The 20,059-nt window shown below is 38.1% G+C and carries 20 protein-coding genes; 4 read left to right on the top strand and 16 right to left on the bottom strand.

The genetic code is table 11. The annotated features are described in order from the left end of the window. Nucleotides 1–9 precede the first annotated feature (9 nt). Nucleotides 10–396, bottom strand: a complete 387-nt coding sequence (gene rpsF / locus F981_RS05405) for a 30S ribosomal protein S6 (protein WP_004719337.1) — start codon at nucleotides 394–396, stop codon at nucleotides 10–12. Nucleotides 397–662: 266 nt separating this feature from the next. Here rpsF and F981_RS05410 point away from each other — a divergent pair, with 266 nt between their 5' ends. Further along, nucleotides 663–1,148 carry a hypothetical protein gene (locus tag F981_RS05410; protein WP_004719339.1) on the top strand — a complete coding sequence of 162 codons (486 nt, stop codon included), beginning with the start codon at nucleotides 663–665 and terminating at the stop codon, nucleotides 1,146–1,148. Between the two features lie 60 nt (nucleotides 1,149–1,208). Here the strand turns inward: F981_RS05410 and F981_RS05415 are convergent, their stop codons facing one another. The 8 genes from F981_RS05415 to F981_RS05450 form a co-directional block, all read right to left on the bottom strand. Continuing rightward, nucleotides 1,209–1,958, bottom strand: a complete 750-nt coding sequence (locus tag F981_RS05415) for a DUF3142 domain-containing protein (protein ID WP_004719340.1) — start codon at nucleotides 1,956–1,958, stop codon at nucleotides 1,209–1,211. 7 nt (nucleotides 1,959–1,965) lie between these two features. Then, nucleotides 1,966–4,098: a PA5441 family protein gene (locus tag F981_RS05420; RefSeq protein ID WP_004719343.1), complete on the bottom strand. Its 2,133-nt coding sequence runs from the start codon at nucleotides 4,096–4,098 to the stop codon at nucleotides 1,966–1,968. Between the two features lie 86 nt (nucleotides 4,099–4,184). Further along, the gene (gene cyoE, locus F981_RS05425; protein WP_004719345.1) at nucleotides 4,185–5,063 is read right to left on the bottom strand and encodes a heme o synthase; all 879 of its coding nucleotides are present in this window, start codon (nucleotides 5,061–5,063) and stop codon (nucleotides 4,185–4,187) included. 6 nt (nucleotides 5,064–5,069) lie between these two features. Continuing rightward, on the bottom strand, nucleotides 5,070–5,396 hold the full coding sequence (cyoD, locus tag F981_RS05430) for a cytochrome o ubiquinol oxidase subunit IV (protein ID WP_171066910.1): 327 nt from the start codon (nucleotides 5,394–5,396) through the stop codon (nucleotides 5,070–5,072). Next, nucleotides 5,393–6,013 (bottom strand): cytochrome o ubiquinol oxidase subunit III, encoded by a 621-nt coding sequence (cyoC, locus tag F981_RS05435; RefSeq protein WP_004719350.1) that lies wholly within the window; start codon nucleotides 6,011–6,013, stop codon nucleotides 5,393–5,395. Before cyoC ends, cyoD begins: the two co-directional genes overlap by 4 nt. 4 nt (nucleotides 6,014–6,017) lie before the next feature. Further along, nucleotides 6,018–8,009 carry a cytochrome o ubiquinol oxidase subunit I gene (gene cyoB, locus F981_RS05440; RefSeq protein ID WP_004719352.1) on the bottom strand — a complete coding sequence of 664 codons (1,992 nt, stop codon included), beginning with the start codon at nucleotides 8,007–8,009 and terminating at the stop codon, nucleotides 6,018–6,020. A 3-nt stretch (nucleotides 8,010–8,012) separates the two neighbouring features. Continuing rightward, nucleotides 8,013–9,077 carry a ubiquinol oxidase subunit II gene (gene cyoA / locus F981_RS05445; RefSeq protein WP_004719354.1) on the bottom strand — a complete coding sequence of 355 codons (1,065 nt, stop codon included), beginning with the start codon at nucleotides 9,075–9,077 and terminating at the stop codon, nucleotides 8,013–8,015. Between the two features lie 295 nt (nucleotides 9,078–9,372). Further along, complete coding sequence (locus tag F981_RS05450) at nucleotides 9,373–10,152, bottom strand: RDD family protein (RefSeq protein WP_004719355.1); 780 nt, start codon at nucleotides 10,150–10,152, stop codon at nucleotides 9,373–9,375. Between the two features lie 189 nt (nucleotides 10,153–10,341). On the opposite strand from F981_RS05450, the gene F981_RS05455 reads away from it, so the two are divergent. Then, the gene (locus F981_RS05455; RefSeq protein WP_004719357.1) at nucleotides 10,342–10,773 is read left to right on the top strand and encodes a hypothetical protein; all 432 of its coding nucleotides are present in this window, start codon (nucleotides 10,342–10,344) and stop codon (nucleotides 10,771–10,773) included. A gap of 76 nt (nucleotides 10,774–10,849) precedes the next feature. Here the strand turns inward: F981_RS05455 and ppsA are convergent, their stop codons facing one another. After that, nucleotides 10,850–13,228 (bottom strand): phosphoenolpyruvate synthase, encoded by a 2,379-nt coding sequence (gene ppsA, locus F981_RS05460; RefSeq protein WP_004719359.1) that lies wholly within the window; start codon nucleotides 13,226–13,228, stop codon nucleotides 10,850–10,852. 154 nt (nucleotides 13,229–13,382) lie between these two features. Here ppsA and ppsR point away from each other — a divergent pair, with 154 nt between their 5' ends. Further along, complete coding sequence (ppsR, locus tag F981_RS05465) at nucleotides 13,383–14,219, top strand: posphoenolpyruvate synthetase regulatory kinase/phosphorylase PpsR (protein WP_004719361.1); 837 nt, start codon at nucleotides 13,383–13,385, stop codon at nucleotides 14,217–14,219. Nucleotides 14,220–14,331: 112 nt separating this feature from the next. Next, the gene (locus tag F981_RS05470) at nucleotides 14,332–15,084 is read left to right on the top strand and encodes a hypothetical protein (RefSeq protein ID WP_228129018.1); all 753 of its coding nucleotides are present in this window, start codon (nucleotides 14,332–14,334) and stop codon (nucleotides 15,082–15,084) included. A 70-nt stretch (nucleotides 15,085–15,154) separates the two neighbouring features. Here the strand turns inward: F981_RS05470 and F981_RS05475 are convergent, their stop codons facing one another. The 6 genes from F981_RS05475 to F981_RS05505 form a co-directional block, all read right to left on the bottom strand. Beyond that, complete coding sequence (locus F981_RS05475) at nucleotides 15,155–15,712, bottom strand: NAD(P)/FAD-dependent oxidoreductase (RefSeq protein WP_004719366.1); 558 nt, start codon at nucleotides 15,710–15,712, stop codon at nucleotides 15,155–15,157. 17 nt (nucleotides 15,713–15,729) lie between these two features. Next, nucleotides 15,730–16,659: a ferritin-like domain-containing protein gene (locus F981_RS05480; RefSeq protein ID WP_004719369.1), complete on the bottom strand. Its 930-nt coding sequence runs from the start codon at nucleotides 16,657–16,659 to the stop codon at nucleotides 15,730–15,732. A gap of 213 nt (nucleotides 16,660–16,872) precedes the next feature. Further along, the gene (gene yiaA / locus F981_RS05485; protein WP_004719371.1) at nucleotides 16,873–17,355 is read right to left on the bottom strand and encodes an inner membrane protein YiaA; all 483 of its coding nucleotides are present in this window, start codon (nucleotides 17,353–17,355) and stop codon (nucleotides 16,873–16,875) included. 238 nt (nucleotides 17,356–17,593) lie between these two features. Beyond that, the gene (locus F981_RS05490) at nucleotides 17,594–18,607 is read right to left on the bottom strand and encodes an LLM class flavin-dependent oxidoreductase (protein WP_004719373.1); all 1,014 of its coding nucleotides are present in this window, start codon (nucleotides 18,605–18,607) and stop codon (nucleotides 17,594–17,596) included. A gap of 169 nt (nucleotides 18,608–18,776) precedes the next feature. After that, a complete protein-coding gene (locus tag F981_RS05500) occupies nucleotides 18,777–19,307 on the bottom strand; it encodes a glycine zipper domain-containing protein (RefSeq protein ID WP_004719375.1) in 531 nt (176 codons plus the stop codon). Between the two features lie 303 nt (nucleotides 19,308–19,610). After that, nucleotides 19,611–20,042 carry a hypothetical protein gene (locus F981_RS05505; RefSeq protein ID WP_004719376.1) on the bottom strand — a complete coding sequence of 144 codons (432 nt, stop codon included), beginning with the start codon at nucleotides 20,040–20,042 and terminating at the stop codon, nucleotides 19,611–19,613. Between the last annotated feature and the right edge of the window lie 17 nt (nucleotides 20,043–20,059).

Raw genomic sequence — 20,059 nt, forward strand, 5'->3', positions numbered from 1 at the left:
ATGTTCTCCTTATGCTTCAACAGAATCTTGAGCTTGTTGTGCTTCTTCACGTTGAGCTTTACGCGCACGTTTTTCTTCAGCACTCTTAGCGAGTAAAGATTCTTCAGTGATTGCGTTTTCACGACGGATAATCACATTACGAAGGATTGCATCGTTATAACGGAACAATTCTTCTAATTCATTAAGCGTAGTTTGGTTACATTCAATGTTCATTAAAATGTAATGCGCTTTATGGATTTTGTTAATTGGGTAAGCCAATTGGCGACGGCCCCAATCTTCAAGACGGTGAATTTGACCTTCAGCATCTTTGATGTGAGAAATGTAGCGTTCTACCATTCCCACAACTTGATCGCTTTGGTCTGGGTGTACCAGAATTACGATTTCGTAGTGACGCATTGTCAGCTCCTTACGGTTTATACAGCCCCAACCTTAAAAAGATTGAAGCAAGGAGTCACAATCAGCATAAACTTTAAACAACAGTTTAAAAGCCAATAGATTGTGCCGCAAAAATTGCGAGCGCTTATTATAGGAAAGTTTGTGCGTAAACACAATTTAATATTCAAATATTTATTGGAATAACCACTAAAATTTTACAGCCCCGAGATTGAATTTCATCTTGTACCTATTTAGATTGAAAATGAATAAAAATATGGATCGCTAAAATGACAAACTACAGTACTGAAAAACTTGAAACCATTGAATCTTATATTGAAAACCCTACACAAGACTTCTACTTTGATGTTTTTGATGGTCGTTATGACATTGTCATGGTGGTGGATTGGAGAGAAGAGGATGATGCAATTATTGGCTATTGTGAAAATATTTTAGAAACTGGACAATTGTCTGCTGAACTTGAAAATGCTGATAATCAACAAGGTTTTAGCATCACAATTCATTATGGTGAGAAATCATTGTTGATTCCTTATCAAGGTGAGGGTGCTGATCGTGATACAACTTTACGAGCACTCAATGAAATTTTACATCCAGAGTATGAAATCCGTTTCTGTAAAGCTTCTGATGGTTCAGACACATTAGAATTTATTCCACTTCCGAAAAGATTATGGCATCAACTGGATATGAAATATGCGGGAAAAATGGATGCGTTATTTGCTCGGTTTGAGCATGATTCTGTTTTTTTTGGAAGTTAATTGGGTCACTCAATTAGAAGTTAAATTGAATAAAAACGTGAATTTATTGATTAAATTAATTCATGATTTATTTTGTCGTAATAAAAACACCACAAAGCCCTTAAAGTTTGGATCAGTATCAAATTTAAGTTGCTGATTCCATTTACCATGTTGTACCAAGCCAATTTTATAAGGCAGTTTCAATGTTGAAGCCTTGGTTAAATAAGTCTGATAATTTGGAATAGTCGAAGAGCCTTGATAGGTTTGAATCACCATTTCATCAATATTTTCTCTAAATAGCCTAAGTGTATCTGGATCACGCAGATTGGCCCAATCCATCAAACTGGTGATGCTGAGTTGATAGTGCTGTGGTAACTGCTTTCTAAGCTGTTGTAGAAATAAGCCATACGCTTTTAAATTTTTAGTTGGCGCATCAAAGTCAATTTGAATACCTTGAATGTGATTGCCTGCGCTTTCCCACTGTCGGACGCGTTGTAAAATTTTTTCTATTTCAGTACCTTGCCAATTTAAATGATGATTTCGAAAAACCAACCATACCTTCTGATGTGAAATTTTAACCACAGAAATGCCTTGTTGGATCAAGATAGATTGGTTGGAATTTTTCTCCAGCCTAACTTCACCTTGTAAAATATAGATTTCCTTAGCTTTACTTAAATAAGGCGCAGACTTGATATTTCCCCAAATCCAAAAGGCATCATAGTCATTTGCATTGACCTGATCTGAGGCTGTTGCGGATTGACTCGGTTGACATGCCATTAATCCTAGACAACATTGAACTGTCAGTAAAACCGAGAAAATCTGTTTAAGCATGAATCAGCTACCAATAATATTTTAAAGATTTTGCCCATGTGGTATTTGGATAGTCACGTTTAATTTGTGCGTACCATTGTTTACGTGTAGATTTTGTGGCGTCTTTTCCACCACAGACATTTATACTACTCGGTGAATAACACATAATTGCGCGATAAAGTGCATAAGCTTGTAATTCACTTTTAGAATTCGATTTAATAATTTCCTTATAGACCTCACCACGACTAAAAGCCTCACCTGTAAAGGCATTTTTCGGCTGGCTAAAACTTGGACCATAGTAATAGTCACCATAAAAATTTTCTAAAGCAGTGCCTTGATTACGCATATATTCACCTAGGCATAAACGATAAGTTAAATTTTTCGGATTTTTTTCTAAGCCAGCTGTTAAGGTACTTAATTTAGGGCATTTGAGTGTTGGTGTAATTTCATGACCATTCCAAACAAAAACTTCGAAGTGGGGTTCTGACTTATAAGCTTTAATTTTACTGTTGTATGCTTTGTATTCTGAGGCATCTTGAGGTAACCAAGTGGTATAGGCTTTATTGAATACCACATAGTTTTGATTCATAAAGCTTTTATCTAATAATGTATACAAAGCCAGATTTTTTTTATCAGCTGAACTGTCTTTGGCAGTAATGATACTTTCCAAAGCTTTGACATCGGCAATTTGAGTAATGAATGCTTTCTGTAAGCTTGCTTGTTTGATTTTTGAATGTTTTCCTAAAAAAGCATTTTGGTTATTGGTGTTTTTATAGTGAATCGCTAGGGCGACTTCTGCCAAAGTTTTTTGATAAGGATTAGCAGAAATTGCGAGTAAATGATCCCAATATTGTTCAACCAGATTTTTATCACTACTTTTTTCAAGAATGACCCCTTTAAGCGTATATTGGCTGAGTTCTAAATAATTTTGAATGGAATTGGGTTTTTGTTTTGGTAAATAATTTAACGCATCTTGCGGTTTTTTCAGAATAAAATATAAATGAACGGCTTGTAAATAACGGAACAACTCAGGTTGCTCCTTAAATACAGGTTTTTGTGCATTTAACTCGGACCAGCTAATTGGCCGGTACTGTGTAGAATCACTTTGACGCATATACATCAGATCATAGATGGCTAAAAAGAAAGGATCGTTGAGTGTTTTTGCGTTGAAGTTTTCTAAACCAAATACCTTGCGATCTATTTCGGCCGGCAATGTGGACATATCGAGATTGTAATAATCTGATGTGGGGTGATCCATCTGCCAAATCATCTCTTTGACTAGCGCATCTTGTTGATTGGCAATCCAGTAGCCTCGGCGTAAAAAGCCTCTGGCACTGGCTACGTATTGACCTTTAGGATAAAGCTTAAAATAATCAGTAATGCGATTAAAAAAAGTTTTAAGAAGTACTTGATCAACTTTCTGAGTATCTAAATCACCATAAGTTCCTAATGACTGGCTATACAGCTCATTTAATGTCGTACGGATGAGCATGTATTGAGCTGTTTCTTTTAACCAAGGGTCATCAACTTGGCTTATGGCTGTAAATATTTTAGTTGCTGAGGAATAGTTAGCTTTGTAAAATAAAATGATCCCATTTAAATAAGAAGCATACTGTTGAGCGGACTGTGTCCATTCTGTATTGACTTGAATCAGTGGAATGCTTTGTTGACAATTTTTGATCTGATTTCGTTGTTCTAACAAGCTGCTTTTTTCGTCTTGAGATATTTTCTTGTGATTTGAAACCTGTTGAAGAAAAACTTCAGCACCAGATTTGAGCGTTATACAGCGCTCATCATAGACGTGATCATTTGCATCATAAAAAGCACGTTTGTTTGGAATTTTATTTTCAGATGCTTGAGTTAATTCGGTAGGGTAAAAAGGGACTAAGCCACTAGACGTATCCCATAAACTCATTTTATCAACTTCAAATGCTTTGATACTTGCTAAACCTTTGTCACTTAGCAGTAGCATCATGTTGGTTCTATTGTCATTGGCTGGATAGAGTACGGGGAGGTTTAATATACGATATTGATTGTTGTTTAGGTCAAAAGTTGGTGATGCGATTTCTTCTGCAGCGCCAGCAAAGCTAGAACTAGGATGAACTACCAAAGGTAAACCGATAAGAAGGACATATTGCAGTGTTTTATTTTTAAAAAGCATAAAGTGCCTATCGTTATAATAAAAATTTTAATATTTTAATTTTATTTATGCAGATAAAAAAAAGATAGAGAGAACTCTATCTTTTTTTAAAACAGTGGCAAATGAGGTGCAGGGGAGACATAACTAAAACTAAAGCTCACACTGAGCGCTGTAATTAGAATGACGGAATACAAAAAATATTTTTTTGCCCAGACCTGATCATTTTCAGCTTTAAATCCAATAATCGATAAATATACCCAATAGGCACATAAAGCATTAAAGGTAATAAGGAAGAAAATGTTGGTATAGCCAAAACAATACAATCCATTTAAAACTGCAGCAAACAGAATAACGTAAATTAAACTTTCAACTTTCGTGCGAAAAATTGAACGGGCTACAGGTAAAATTGGAATATTTGCATTTTTATAATCATCAAATCGATAGATTGCAATTCCCCAAGAATGTGGCATTTGCCAGAGTGCATAAGCTAAAAAAATCAGCAAAGCGGCAACATCAAACCCGTTGGAAACAGCAGTATATCCAATTACAGGAGGGCTTGCGCCAGAAATACTTCCAATCACAGTTTGGTGAATGGTAGTACGTTTACTCCAAAGACTATAAAAAATCACATACACAACAAAGCCGAGTACAGCAAAGCCAAATGCGTAGGCGTTGACAAAAAACCACAACAAAGCAAAGCCAATTAAACCGAGCACAGCAGAAAAAATTAAAGCAACTGTTGGGCTGATGGTTTTTTTGACGAGCGCACGATTCATTGTACGTTGCATTTTTTGGTCAATGTCTTGGTCAATGACATTATTCACCACACAGCCAGAGGCAACGACAAGCGTAGTACCGAGTAATGTGATGAGAAGTAAAAGGAAATCTACAGAACCTTGAGCGGCTAAGAAAAAGCCGCCCAAAGTGGTAACGAAGTTACCAAAGAGAATTCCTGGCTTAGTCAGGAATAGATATTTTTTCAACATGACACCCTAGAGCATCATGTTTGAATGTAAGTAGTTCATGATCCATACAGAACCAATTAATAGAACTGCAATCGTCAGAATCGTATAGATGAATGCAATCACATTCCAGCGTTGTTCAGAAGATGAATTCATGTGCAAGAAGAAAACTAATTGTACAAGAACCTGAGCAATCGCAGTGATCGCAATCGTTGCAACAACCGCACCACCAGTCATTCCTTTCATCACCATCCCGAAAGGGATGATGGTCAATACGACAGAAAGAATGAAGCCGATAGAGTATTGTTTGATGTTTCCGTGCGAAGCACCAGCAGCATTATGATCATGACTCATTATAAAGCTCCCAGTAAATAAACTACGCTGAATACACAGATCCAAACGATGTCAAGGAAGTGCCAGAACAAACTTAGGCAAGCAAGACGACGTGTATTTGGAACAGTCAAACCATTTTTCTTGATTTGAACCATTAACACGATCATCCAGACCAAACCAGATGTTACGTGGATACCATGCGTACCTACAAGGGTAAAGAACGCAGATAAAAACGCACTGTGGGTAGGACCATGACCAGCGTGAACTAAATGATTAAATTCATAAAGTTCCATACCGATGAATGTTGCACCAAAGAGCCAAGTGATAATTAACCACATAAGCACTTGGTTGACATTTTTCTTGTAAGAAGCAAGTACCGCAAAACCGAAAGTCACAGAAGAAATCAAGAGAGCAAAGGTTTCAACAAGTACGAAACCTAAAGACTCACCAAATAACTCTTTTGGACTTGGAGTACCAGGCGGAATATGACTGCTTAATACAGCGAACGCGATGAAGAGTGTACCGAATAAAATCAAGTCACTCATCAAGTATGTCCAGAAACCAAAGACGGTGATGTCTGTATCATCGTGATGATGATGTTCATCGTGTCCGTGGTTGTCGTGATGAAGTACTTCAGCCATATCCTTAGTCCTTCTTCAAGTGTTTTTCAAGTAAAGCATAACGCTCGTTTTCGATACGTTCTACTTCAGCAGCTGGTACGTAGTAGTCCACTTTTTTAGTGAATGAACTTACGATGAAGCTGATAACAGCACCAAGGAAAGTTGCAACGACTAACCACCAGATATGCCAGATTAAAGCGAAGCCCATTGCTGTAATGAACAAGGCAATAACAAAACCAGCAGCACGGTCAGTTGGCATATGAATATCTTCATATTTCTCAGGACGTGCATACGCTACACCATTCTCTTTGTCATTCCAGAAAGTATCAATACCATTGATTTTTGGAATTTCAGCAAAGTTATAGAACGGAGCAGGGGATGAAGTAGACCATTCAAGTACACGACCATCCCATGGATCGCCTGTGTTGTCCATGTTGTCGTGACGTTGTAAGAAACCAACAATAACTTGCATTAAGAAACAAGCAATACCGATTGCTACAAGCACAGCACCAAACAAAGCAATTGCTAAGTATGGGTCCCATTCAGGGTTGTCATATGTATTCAAACGACGTGTCATACCCATGAAACCAAGGATATAAAGTGGCATGAATGCAAAATAGAAACCAAAGAACCAGAACCAGAACGATGCTTTACCCCAAGTTTCATTTAACTTCCAACCAAACATTTTTGGCCAGTAGAAAGTGATACCTGCGAACATACCGAATACAACACCACCAATAATTACGTTATGGAAGTGAGCGATCAAGAATAAAGAGTTGTGTACCAAGAAGTCAGCTGGTGGAACAGCCATCAATACACCCGTTAAACCACCGATACCGAAAGTCACAAGGAAGCCAAGTGTCCAGTACATTGGTGATGTAAAGGTAATACGACCCTTATACATAGTGAATAACCATGAGAAGATTTTCACACCAGTAGGAATCGCAATAATCATGGTCATGATACCGAAGAACGCGTTAACGTTGGCACCAGCACCCATGGTAAAGAAGTGGTGTAACCATACCACGAAAGCAAGTACTGTAATCGCAATCGTTGCATACACCATAGACTTGTAACCGAACAACGTTTTACGAGAGAACGTTGAAACGATTTCAGAGTAAAGACCAAAAGCAGGTAATACTAAGATATATACTTCTGGGTGACCCCATGTCCAAATCAAGTTCACATAAAGCATTGGGCTACCGCCAAGCTCATTGGTGAAGAAGTGGAAACCGAAGTAACGGTCTAGCGTTAACATTGCAATTGTTGCAGTCAATACTGGGAAAGATGCAATGATCAATACTGCTGTACAAAGTGCAGTCCAAGTAAAGATCGGCATGTCCATAAGTTTCATACCAGGCGCACGCATTTTGATGATGGTAACAAAGAAGTTAACACCCGTTAAAAGCGTACCTAGACCAGAAACCTGGAGTGCCCAGATATAGTAGTCAACACCAACACCAGGAGAATATTGAATGCCAGAAAGAGGTGGATAAGCCATCCAACCTGTTGCAGCAAACTCACCTAATACTAATGAAACCATCATCAAACCAGCAGCACCAGCAAATAACCAGAAGCTCACAGAGTTTAATAATGGGAATGCAACGTCACGCGCACCAATTTGAAGAGGTACAGTGATGTTCATCATACCAACAACAAGACCCATTGCTACGAAGAAGATCATGATTACACCATGTGCGGTGAAGATCTGATCGTAATGGTCTGGATGTAAGTAACCTTCACCGCCACCTTTTGCAAGGAACAGTTGAAGACGCATCATGATTGCATCTGCGAAGCCACGAAGTAGCATCACAACAGACACAAGGATATACATAATACCAATTTTTTTATGGTCTACAGATTTAAACCATACATTCCAGAGGTAACCCCATTTTTTGAAATAGGTGATACCGCCGAAAACTGCAATTGCACCAAGAGCCATAATGACCATTGTTACAAGTACAATCGGCTCTTTAGGGATTGCATCCCAATTGAGTTTACCTAATAACAAAGACATGTCTTATTCCCCTACAGAAGCAGTTGCATGTTCAGCACCTGCATGTTCAGCGCCTGCATGGTCTGCACCATGGTAGTTGCTCATGTAAGTGTTGATAATGCTTTTGAACAAGTCAGGCGTAACTGAAGAATAATAAGTCACAGGATGAGGCTTAGTAGGGAATGGACCTTTACGTTCAGCTTCGTGTGCAGCTTTAAGTTCTTCTGGAGTATGCGCATTGTTCAGCATTGCTTCAATTTGGTGTTTAGAACGATCACCATCTTTGAGCGTAGCAAATTCAGTCGCATCAAGCGTGGTTTTTTGGATCGCTTCAGGATTAATTGAAGTACCTTTACCTGCTTTAATAGCGTCTACCCAAGTGTTGAAGTCAGCATCTGAAACAGCATGAGCTCTGAAACGCATTTGCGTAAAGCCATAGCCGCTATAGTTTGCTGAGAATCCACGGTAGCCATCTACTGGACTTGGATGTTCTGCAAGCATATGTAACTTAGTTTGCATACCTGCCATTGCATAAACCTGACCTGCTAACTTAGGAATGAAGAACGAGTTCATTGTAAAGTTAGAAGTGATTTGAAATTCAATTGGTTTATTGACTGGGAAACGAACTTCGTTAATTGTAGCTATTTGTTGTTCAGGATAGATAAATACCCATTTAAATTGTTCAGCGACTGCTTGAATTTTTAAATGTTCTTCCATCTGACCTTGAGTATTCGTTAATGGTCTGTAAGGGTCATATTTGTGTGAACCCCACCATGTTAAATACGCAAGAATAGCAATAATAATACACGGGATACCCCATACTACAATTTCAATCGCAGTAGAGTGTGCCCATGTAGGTTTATAGTCTGCATCTTTATTTGACGCGCGATATTTCCAACCAAACCACAATGCCATCAAGATCGAAGGAATTACGACCAATAGCATTAAGTAGATCGCAGTCATCATCAGGCTACTTTGACCTTCAGCGACTGGACCTTTAGAGTTTAGAAGTACTATATCACCACCACACCCAGTTAAGAGTGCGGCGATCGCAGATAAAGACAATACAGCTAAAGTCGTTTGTCTCATTTTACAACCTCGGTGAAGAGTCCCATTCCCTATATAAATATGGGATAGCGATTAAAGTGCCGCATGATTGAAAATGACTATTATTTCTAAATAGAAAACATTCTCAATGATCTGACACCGCTACGTTGTAGGGCATTATGCCTCATATCGTCAAACTTAGCTATACATAGAGGTTGAATATATTGATGTAAAAATACCTGATATTTTTAGTCGGAATTATAAAGAAAACAAAAACATAAATTATTATTTTGTGCTTGGCGAGCGATAAAAAATGGCGGTATAACCGCCATTTGAATTATTCAGAAAGATCAATAACTTTGGTTTTAGAAATACGATCATGTAATGCATAATTCTCTTTAGAGAAAAACATGAACAAATCAACAATGAAAATGATGGCAATCAGAGGTAATACACTCATAACTTGAGACAGGATAAGAAATAAGAATGAACGAACGAAAAATCCTCTTAGCGACCCTGGCAATTGATTGGTATTGACATCAACAATCTGCAGTTTGAATATTTTTTTACCAATAGATTGCCCAAATTTGGTAATCATAAAGCATTGAGTGATCAAGAGAATAAGTACAAAGATCATCAGAGCAATATTCAGGTAGGCCGGCATACTTTGACTGATCATTTCCGCAATTTTAACTTGGTTATCTACTGAGAAACCATCTGAAGCAACTTTGATTGCATCTTCAGGCATAAAATAAGCAATAGCGATGAATTGGGGTAAAAATAAAAGGGCGAAGTCGATAAGTTTGGCTGAGATTCGTTTACCTACAGGTGCCGCTTTAATGATTTTTTTTGTACTTTTTTCAATTTTTATATTGGTGATAGCAGGATTTTGTTGACGATCAATTTGTTCGTTGTTTGATGACATTGGTGTGACATAACCAATAGGCTCATAAACAAGTTTACCTTGTGTAAGTTCACCAAGCGCTTTCCATTCCGTTAATCCTTGATGCCAAGCTAAATCTGTTAAAAGTACTTGCTGGCTTGCAAGCATTTGATTCAGTTGTTCAATTGAATACGGACCAGCTTGTTGGTTATTTCTCGCCAAGTAAATTTGCATAAAACTCAATTCTCAAAATAAATCTAAAAGTACAAAATTGGTAGATGAAAATGAACATAACCGCAACTTTGTTCACCTACTTTTTTAAACCACTATGTATACTAGATTTTTGAATGTATTAACATTAAATTTACACGAAATCTTAAAATATCAAGAAAAATTAACCTATTTAGCAGCAGAGGGGTAACTGTGAAACTTCGTTTATCATTTAATGTAAGTGGCGAAAACTTTAACACACAATTATGTATCGAACGTTTGTATTCAAATGAGTTAAAGGCTGAATATGATGTTGATTGTCCAAATCATCTTTCATGGGTTCATCCAGATGAATTTACAGATTATCGTGATTATGAGAATCGTTCAGCTTATGAAAAAGCATACTTAGACTTTATTATTACCAATATAAATATTCTAGATAGGTGTGGGGCGGATGATTTCTCTATATTTACAGAAATATATATACAGGCTGATGAGCAGTGTAATTTTGAAACATTAAGTGAAGGTTTTTATCCATATATCTGGAAATATACGATTCGTATGCCTACAAGTGTTTATATTTGCGATGAAGAAGGTGGGTGTGAACAAGATTTTCCTTTGACCAATCTTAAACCTGATATTTAATAGAATATTAAAATCAAAGTTTTAAAAAATATACATAAAAAAGACCCTGCTAGAGGGTCTTTTTAAACAGCTTTGATTAAGATTGTTTAATCTTTTCTTCTGCAAGGAAGAACCAAGTATCTAAAACTGAGTCTGGGTTTAATGAAACAGATTCAATACCTTGTTCCATTAACCATTTTGCAAGATCAGGGTGATCAGAAGGACCTTGACCACAGATACCTACATATTTACCCGCTTTACGGCAAGCATGAATTGCCATAGAAAGTAATGCTTTTACTGCTGGGTCACGTTCGTCAAACAAGTGAGAAACGATACCAGAGTCACGGTCTAAACCAAGTGTTAGCTGGGTTAAGTCGTTTGAACCGATAGAGAAACCATCGAAGTGTTCAAGGAACTGTTCAGCAAGTAATGCGTTTGTTGGTAACTCACACATCATGATCACTTTAAGACCGTTTTCACCACGTCTAAGACCGTTCTGAGCCAATAACTCAATAACACGTTTCGCTTCAGATACTGTACGTACAAAAGGAATCATGATTTGAATGTTGGTTAAACCCATTTCATCACGTGCTTTTTTCAATGCACGGCATTCGAGTTCGAAGCAGTCACGGAAGTTATCAGATACATAACGACTCGCACCACGGAAACCAAGCATTGGGTTTTCTTCTTCAGGCTCGTAAAGCTTACCACCAATCAAGTTCGCATATTCATTTGACTTAAAGTCAGACATACGAACAATCACTGGTTTGTCAGCAAATGCAGCTGCAAGGGTAGAAATACCTTCAACCAATTTTTCAACATAGAATTCAATCGGTGATGCATAACCAGCCGTACGTGCCAGAACGGCCGCACGTGTTTCACGTGGTAGGCTGTCAATGTTTAACAAAGCTTTTGGATGCACACCAATCATACGGTTGATGATGAATTCTAAACGTGCAAGACCAATCCCTTCGTTTGGAATTTGAGCAAAGTCAAATGCACGGTCAGGGTTACCCACGTTCATCATAATTTTGAACGGAAGTTTAGGCATAGATTCGATCGAATTACGTTGAATTTCGAAATCTAACGCACCTTCATAAATAAAGCCTGTATCACCTTCGGCACAAGAAACAGTGACTTCTTGACCATCGACAAGCACTTCAGTTGCATTACCACAACCTACGATGGCAGGAACACCAAGTTCACGGGCAATAATTGCCGCATGACAAGTACGACCACCACGGTTAGTTACAATTGCAGCCGCACGTTTCATCACTGGTTCCCAATCTGGGTCAGTCATGTCTGATACAAGAACATCACCTTCTTGTACTTTGTCCATTTCTTTAATCGAAGTAACGATACGAACTTTACCAGAACCAATACGTTGGCCAATTGAACGACCTTCACAAAGAACTGTACCTTTTTGTTTAAGGAGGTAACGTTCCATTGTGCCGACATTCTCACGGCTTTTTACAGTTTCAGGGCGTGCTTGAACGATATAGATTTGACCATCATCACCGTCTTTTGCCCATTCGATATCCATCGGCGCTTGATAATGTTCTTCAATGATCAAGGCTTGTTTAGCAAGTTCTTGAAGCTCTAAATCATTTAAAGCAAATTGCTGACGATCTGTTTTTTCAACATCAACAACCACAACAGATTTACCCGCAGCACCTTCTTCACCATAAATCATTTTTTGGTGTTTAGAACCAAGATTACGGCGAATAACGGCATGTTTGCCATTTCTTAGAAGTGGCTTAGAAACATAGAATTCATCTGGGTTTACTGCACCTTGTACAACCATTTCCCCCAAACCGTAAGAAGCAGTAATAAATACTGCTTCACGGAAACCAGATTCTGTATCAAGTGTAAACATTACACCTGCAGCACCCGTTTCAGAGCGAACCATACGCTGAATACCAGCAGAAAGCGCAACAATATCATGTGCAAAATTTTGGTGTACACGGTAAGCAATGGCACGGTCATTATAAAGTGAAGCAAAAACTTCTTTAATTGCGATAAGAACGTTGTCGATCCCACGAATGTTTAAGAAAGTTTCTTGTTGACCCGCAAATGAAGCATCTGGTAAGTCTTCAGCAGTTGCAGAAGAACGTACCGCAACAGCGATGTCAGGATTACCGTTAGAAAGGGCAGCAAAGGCTTCGCGAACTTCAGTCTCTAGACCTGTAGTAAGTGGAGTTTCTACAATCCATTGACGGATTTTTGCACCAGTTTCTGCAAGTGCGATTACATCATCAACATTTAATGCTGCAAGTTCTGCATTGATTTTAGCATTTAGGCCACTTTGCTCTAGGAATTCGCGATATGCATCAGCAGTCGTTGCAAATCCACCTGGAACCGATACGCCAGCATTTGCTAAATGACTGATCATTTCCCCAAGTGAAGAGTTTTTACCACCCACGATCTCAACGTCGTGTTTACCTAGTTTTTCCAGACCGATTACGCGTGCTTCCAAAGTTGTTACTCCACTTATGCAGTATTAATCACTATCTTGGCATGAAATTATAACAAAAAACTTAGCATTTTGATTCAACTAAGTGATAGTCATGTAAGATGGGCTTACTATAAAGATTATACATCGCTAAGACAAATGTTTGAGGAGATTTTTAATGTCAGAAAGTAACCAAATAAAGCGGAGCGTATTTTTTATTTCTGATGGTACAGCGATTACGGCTGAAACCCTTGGGCATTCATTATTAGCGCAATTTCCTCATGTAAAGTTTGATATCCATATTATTCCCTATATTACCTCTGAAGAAGCTGCAATGAATGTGGTCGAAGAAATCAATAAAAGGGCGGATAAAGATGGTCAACAACCCTTGGTATTCGATACTTTGGTTGACCCTTATGTTCGTGACATTATTAATACTGCAAATGCAGTAAATCTTGATGTTTTTGAAGGGCTTATTAGTAAGTTGTCAGACGTTTTAGGTACACCGCCTACAACTTTAGTCGGACAAACCCATGCTGTGACGGATTCTGAGTCGTATAAAGCACGTATTGATGCTGTTCATTTTGCTTTGGATAACGATGATGGAGCACGTACCCGCCATTATGACAAAGCAGATTTAATCCTGATCGGCGTATCGCGTTCTGGTAAAACCCCAACTTCAATTTATTTATCTTTGCAGTTTGGTATTCGAGTTGCAAACTACCCATTAACCGAAGAAGATTTAGACGATAATCGTTTACCTGCGGTACTGAAAGAACATAAAAATAAACTATTTGGTTTGATGATTGATGCTGAACGTCTCGTTGCCATTCGTTCTGAACGTAAAGCCAATAGTCGTTATGCGAGCTTTTCGCAGTGTCAGATGGAGCTACGTGCTGTTGAAGGGATCTATATTTCTGAAGGGATTAAATATTTAAATGTTTCAGAGATGTCGATTGAAGAAATTTCAACACGTGTTTTACAAATGACAGGGCTTAAACGTCGTATTGGATAATCCATCCTTATAATTTTTGATGTGTGATGTAGTGTAAGAACAGTATTGAGCTGAATCAAGATTTGGCTCTTTTTCTTTTATGTTTATTATTTTTTATAGTGTGATTTGTTATATGAATAAGATATTAAAAGTAAGTTCATTTTTCATGCTTGTAAGTGTACAAGGTATATTTGCACAACAAACCAATGCTGAATCATTGAGCAACTTTGAAAATGGTTTGGTTGAAAAATACTATCAAAAAACCTGTTCAGGGCGTGGTGAATGTGATCAGTACAATGAAAAAATTTCCAGTGAAATTGAAAATAAAATAAAAAATGATTCATCGAGTTTTGCATATTCGTTTGCAAAACTCACTGAAAAAAATATGCTGGATATCCATTACAGTCCTGATCGAAAAATCAAATTTTATACGATGGACGTTTCTGCTGGGGGAACGATGAGAGAACCATATAGTTTAATTCAAGTGAAGCCAAGCAATGGTTTGGCGTCCCAAGAGTTAGCTCAAGTGGGATTTATCGATAAAATTGCGCAAGTCAAAATTAAAAATCAGGACGTTTATTTAGTCACCAGTCTATTTGTTAATAGTACTTGTTCAAGGGGCTATCGCATTCACTCTTTTGTGTTGAATAACGGCAAATTTGTCGCGCAACCCATTTTTGAAACCAAAACTCAAAAACTTGATTCAATTGGTGTTGAAAATGATTGTCAGGAATGGGAACGTTCTGCAGAAGATTTTATCCGTATCTCAAAAGACTTAAAAAATATCGATATATTAGTGGTGAATGCTTCAGGAAAACTGACCAATAACTATTTACGTTATCAAAAGACTCCACAGGGTTATCGTTACAGCGGTGTGGTCAAATAATTCAAAGAATAGTGAATTTAACAAGTTTAAGAGGCCAAGAAGCCTCTTAAACTCGAATCTTCTCAATCTATTATTCGTAAGTGGTAATAATCACATCCACTAAATGCTCAATTCCTTCCATACTTTGTACGGCATTTTCAGTAATTTTAACGACTGGCCAAGTGATCAATTTACAGTTTTTACGTTGTAGCGCTGTATAGTAGGTGTCGGATTTTAAAAACACTTTACTCTTTAACGCAGAGTTCGGCATCAACTGACGTTTTAACCATTGTTCCTGAACTTGCGACTCTAGATAACGAATCGCTAACATCGATTTAACACGATGATTAAACAAACGACGGTTTTTGATAATCAAAGGGTGCGAGATTAACTTTTGAACCCCTTTTTCAGTTTGCGGTAAAATAAAAGCGGGTGTAATTTGAAACACTTTTACAAATTCAGCACTGTTTAAAACGTGGCCAAGATGGGTGACTGTAAGTTGGTTTGCACCAATAATTGCCACGTTTAAACCAGTAAAATCGGTGAGTTTAATCTCAGCAGATGCAATAATTTTACCTTTATAATGTTTAAAAAATTCAGGCTGATTTTGAAAAAAACCTTCATTTTGACTCTTTTTCCTATCGAGCATATTATTTCCTTTTTATACTAATTGGTCGCAGTGGGTTCTGACGTTAATTGATATATCCAACTTGGGACTTTAGGTAAAGACTTTTCAGGAATCTTGTCAGTCACGCTAACCATGGCATCAATCGGGATATGGAACCATTTTTTATTGCGATCTACTACATTTTTGCCATGAAATTGAATGATTTGAAACCACGGGTTACGGCGTCCTTCCACTGTTCTTCCGCCAATTTTCGAAAATTTATTCATTGCTGCATATAATTTTTCTTCAGGAAGTCCGAGCTTAATGACATTGTCACGCATTTTATTGATCAAGGGTAAGTAAGCCAAAATACCCAGCATCAAACGTGGGTCGACTACTCGTGCAGCCATTTGGGCAAGCTCAATGACGCTTTTATTGATCCCTTGTGCTTCCATTACACTGAAACCCACACCTAAATGCCGTGCTTCATCACCATTAATCAGTTCAAAGGCTTGGTGGCAAACAGGATCATCTACAGTATCCAATAAAAAGGTACATAAAGCGCCATCCAAAGCCACTTCAAGCATGGGAATCACTGCGCCTAAAATATAAAAAGGCATTTCATCGGCATAGGTATCTAGCCATTCAATAATTAAACGTAAATTTTTATTTGGTTTAGGGATATCACCATCTAACATTCCCCAACGTTTCATGAGCGCCATTTCTGCATTGGCATGGCGTTGCTCTTCGGCATGGAAGATGGCGTACATCTCCCGTAAAGTTGCTGTTGGCGCTTTTTTTGACATTGCCGAAAATGCACGGGCACCTACATGCTCAATCCACATCAGATCTGCCATAAAGTCTTTAAGTTTTGGCCATTGTTCGGCTGTAACCAGCTCTCGACCTGGTGCATCCCAATCAATATCGGATAAAGTCCATTGTGTGTTTTTGACTTTATCTAACATTTTTTCTAAGTCAATTGAAGCCATAGCAAATCTATCAAAAATAAGGATTTCATTGCATTTTATTTAATATTTCTGTGAATCAATTGGCAAAGATATTCATTGTGGAATGATGAAAAATATCAACGCAGTAATGGTTTGATTTTGAATGTGAAAATTTAGCTAAGTGATTGAGATAAAAAGAAAGACTTGTCATAAAAGGACAAGTCTTATCATTTGGAGCAATGGATTGTTTAACAATTAAAATTTATCTTCTGGTGTTTCTAGTTCTTTAACTTCAACTTGCTGAACAGGGTGGGGCTGAGGTAGTTCAGGCTGTGAATGCGTTCTGAGATATTCCAAGTCTCGAATATTCTTTTGTACAGCAACAGCACCGAAGAGACTAAGTAAAAAAGCCATGATATAAAAGCCTTTCTCACTGAATGCCATGGTCGCATTCCATAAACCCAATGCGAGCAGAACAATACAGATCACCACTGAAGCCCAGCACAGTCCATAATAAATTGCTGTAACTTGCTGACCTTCAAGTTTATCCCGAACAACTTTTTGCAGTGAAACAGCAGAAAATAAACCATAAAGGATCAGGATTAAATAATAGCCTTTTTCATTCAATAGAATTTCTGCATTGAATAAACCGACACAGTAGGCTGCTGCACCAGCAAGTAAAGCCACCCAACTGACTGCAATAAAAGCAGGGGTGGGTTTATTGATATATTGGTTCATTGTTGTTCCTTATTACTATTTTACTGATTTTTATATGTTCTATTATGCTGATTTGAAATGAGATGGCAAATCTTTTCAATTTATGAGAGCTAATTCAAATAGAGTTTAAGTGTGGGAAATAATAAATAGTATTTTAAATCAATTGGATATTTCAGCTATAGGACAGTTAAATCAAAAAAAAACCAAAATGAAATTTATCATTTCATTTTGGTAAAGAGGAAAACATGATTGATTTGTATTATTTTTTTAAATCCATCAATAAACTAAAGTTGTCTAGGCGCTTCTGTGTATCATAAATATCGCAAGTGAAAATAAATTCATCTACCTGATATTTTTCTAAAAGTTGCTTTAAACCGTTCTTCACTGTGTCTGGTGAGCCAATTTGCGCCATACCTAAGAAGTTTTGTACGGACATTTTCTCTGATGCAGACCATCGGCCTTCCATTGTTGTTACAGGCGGTTTCAGTTTTAAACTTTGTCCTGTCAGTAATGCAAGAATACGTTGATACACACTTGTAGCTAGATACTCCGCTTCCTCATCGGTTTGGGCAACCACAGTAGGAACCCCCATAGATACAAACGGTTTATCTAAATAGGCGGATGGTTCAAAATTGTCACGATAGAGCTGAATGGCTTGGCCTAACATTCTCGGTGCAAAATGTGAGGCAAATGAATAAGGAAGTCCTAATTTAGCCGCCAGTTGTGCGCTAAAAAGACTCGACCCTAAAAGCCATACAGGCACATGCGTACCTTGCCCTGGTGTTGCTTTAATTCTTTGCTGAGGCACTGCGTCCGCGAAATAGCTTAAAATTTCTAAAACATCTTGTGGAAATTGCTCTTCAGTTTCTTGACGACCACGTCTTAATGCACGCATGGTGGTTGGATCAGTTCCGGGCGCACGACCTAAGCCGAGTTCAATACGATTTGGATAGAGTGTCGCCAAGGTACCAAACTGTTCAGCAACAACTAAGGGTGCATGGTTGGGTAACATAATCCCCCCCGAGCCCACTTTAATATTTTTTGTGTTTGCTAAGATGTAACCCAGCAATACAGCAGTTGCGGAGCTGGCGATACCGTCCATATTATGATGTTCAGCTAACCAAAGGCGATCAAAGCCCAATTGTTCTGCATGCTGGGCAAGTTGCAGTGCATGCTTAAGTGAAAACTCAACTGTTTGATCTTCTCGAACAGGTGCGAGTTCTAGGATAGAGAACTTCGTATTCTTTAATGCGGTATCTGTTAAAGACGACATTTTTAAACTCGAAAATAATATATATCGAAATAATACGATATAAGTGTGCAAATGTATATCGAAAATTGTCGATATTTGGTGGTTTTGATGTTGATTTTATTGTCCAAAAACAAATTAAGCACCCGAAGGTGCTTGATTTAAATGATTGGATATTAATTTTGGACTGAAATTAATTTTTCCAATTATTCTTGTTTTTGTAGTGACCATAATGATTGCCATTGTCTTTACGATAGCCACGGTCATTGTAGCGATAATCAACATTACGATAACCGCTACGATCATAACGATCATTGTAACGTCCATAACGGCTGTCATAGCGGTCATCATAACGACGGTCGTCACTGACTTTTTGACCTAATGCAGAACCACCTGCAGCACCAAGACCCGCGCCAATATAACCACCAGTCGAAGTACCCGTCACATTACGACCTACGGTATAACCACCAGCACTACCTAAAGCACCGCCAATGATCGCACCATTACGGTCACGTTTATTCGATGAAGCGCCTGCGCCAACACCACCACCGATTGCAGAACCAATCATAGCGCCTGTTGAACCACCCATTTGTTGGCCAATCGCAGCACCCACCACACCACCAAGTGCAGATGTTAATGCTGTATTGGTTGAGTTGCCTGCATGTGCAGTCGTCATCATTGTTGCTGCAATTACAGTTGCACCAAGGATTGCTTGTAATTTCATTTTAAACTCCTGATCGAAGCTTCTTCGAATTCTTTAACTTGAGGCTAGAATAACGAAACATTTAGCAATAATTATGGATTTGAATGTAAGCAATTTCTGTGTTTTGTGTGTGGATTGTATTTCTTGCTCTTTAATTTATTCATATTACGTGAATGTTAAACTTAATTTTAAGTAAAACCTTATTTAGTACAATCAATATTAACCTATAAATCATTACTTGTAGTTCTACAGGATAGACAGTTTATCTAAGATGAAACGATACAAAAAAGCACCCGAAGGTGCTTGATATCGTTCAAGGATCAATTACTGATGACGACGGTGTTTTTTGTAGTACTTTTTATTGTACTTACGTTGATCTGCATGGCGGTCTTGAGAAACTTTTTTACCAAGAACTGAACCACCCGCTGCACCAGCAGCAGCACCAATATAACCACCTGTGGTACCACCCATATTTTTACCTACGGTATAGCCACCAACACCACCTAAACCACCACCAATTGCAGCCGCAGTACGGTCTTTTCTATTGGTTGATGCAGCAGCACCACCTGCACCGCCCACTGCTGAACCAATCATTGCGCCAGTGTTACCACCAATTTGTTTACCTACAGCAGTACCAACGACACTACCTAAAGCAGAGGTTGCTGCGATACGTGTTGAGTTATCAGCACGAGCACTTACTGTAAATATTGAAGTTACTGCCAATACAGTACTAAATATGATCGTATTAAATTTCATGTGTTGCTCCATGTCCT

The organism is Acinetobacter guillouiae CIP 63.46, assembly GCF_000368145.1.
GTDB lineage: Bacteria > Pseudomonadota > Gammaproteobacteria > Pseudomonadales > Moraxellaceae > Acinetobacter > Acinetobacter guillouiae.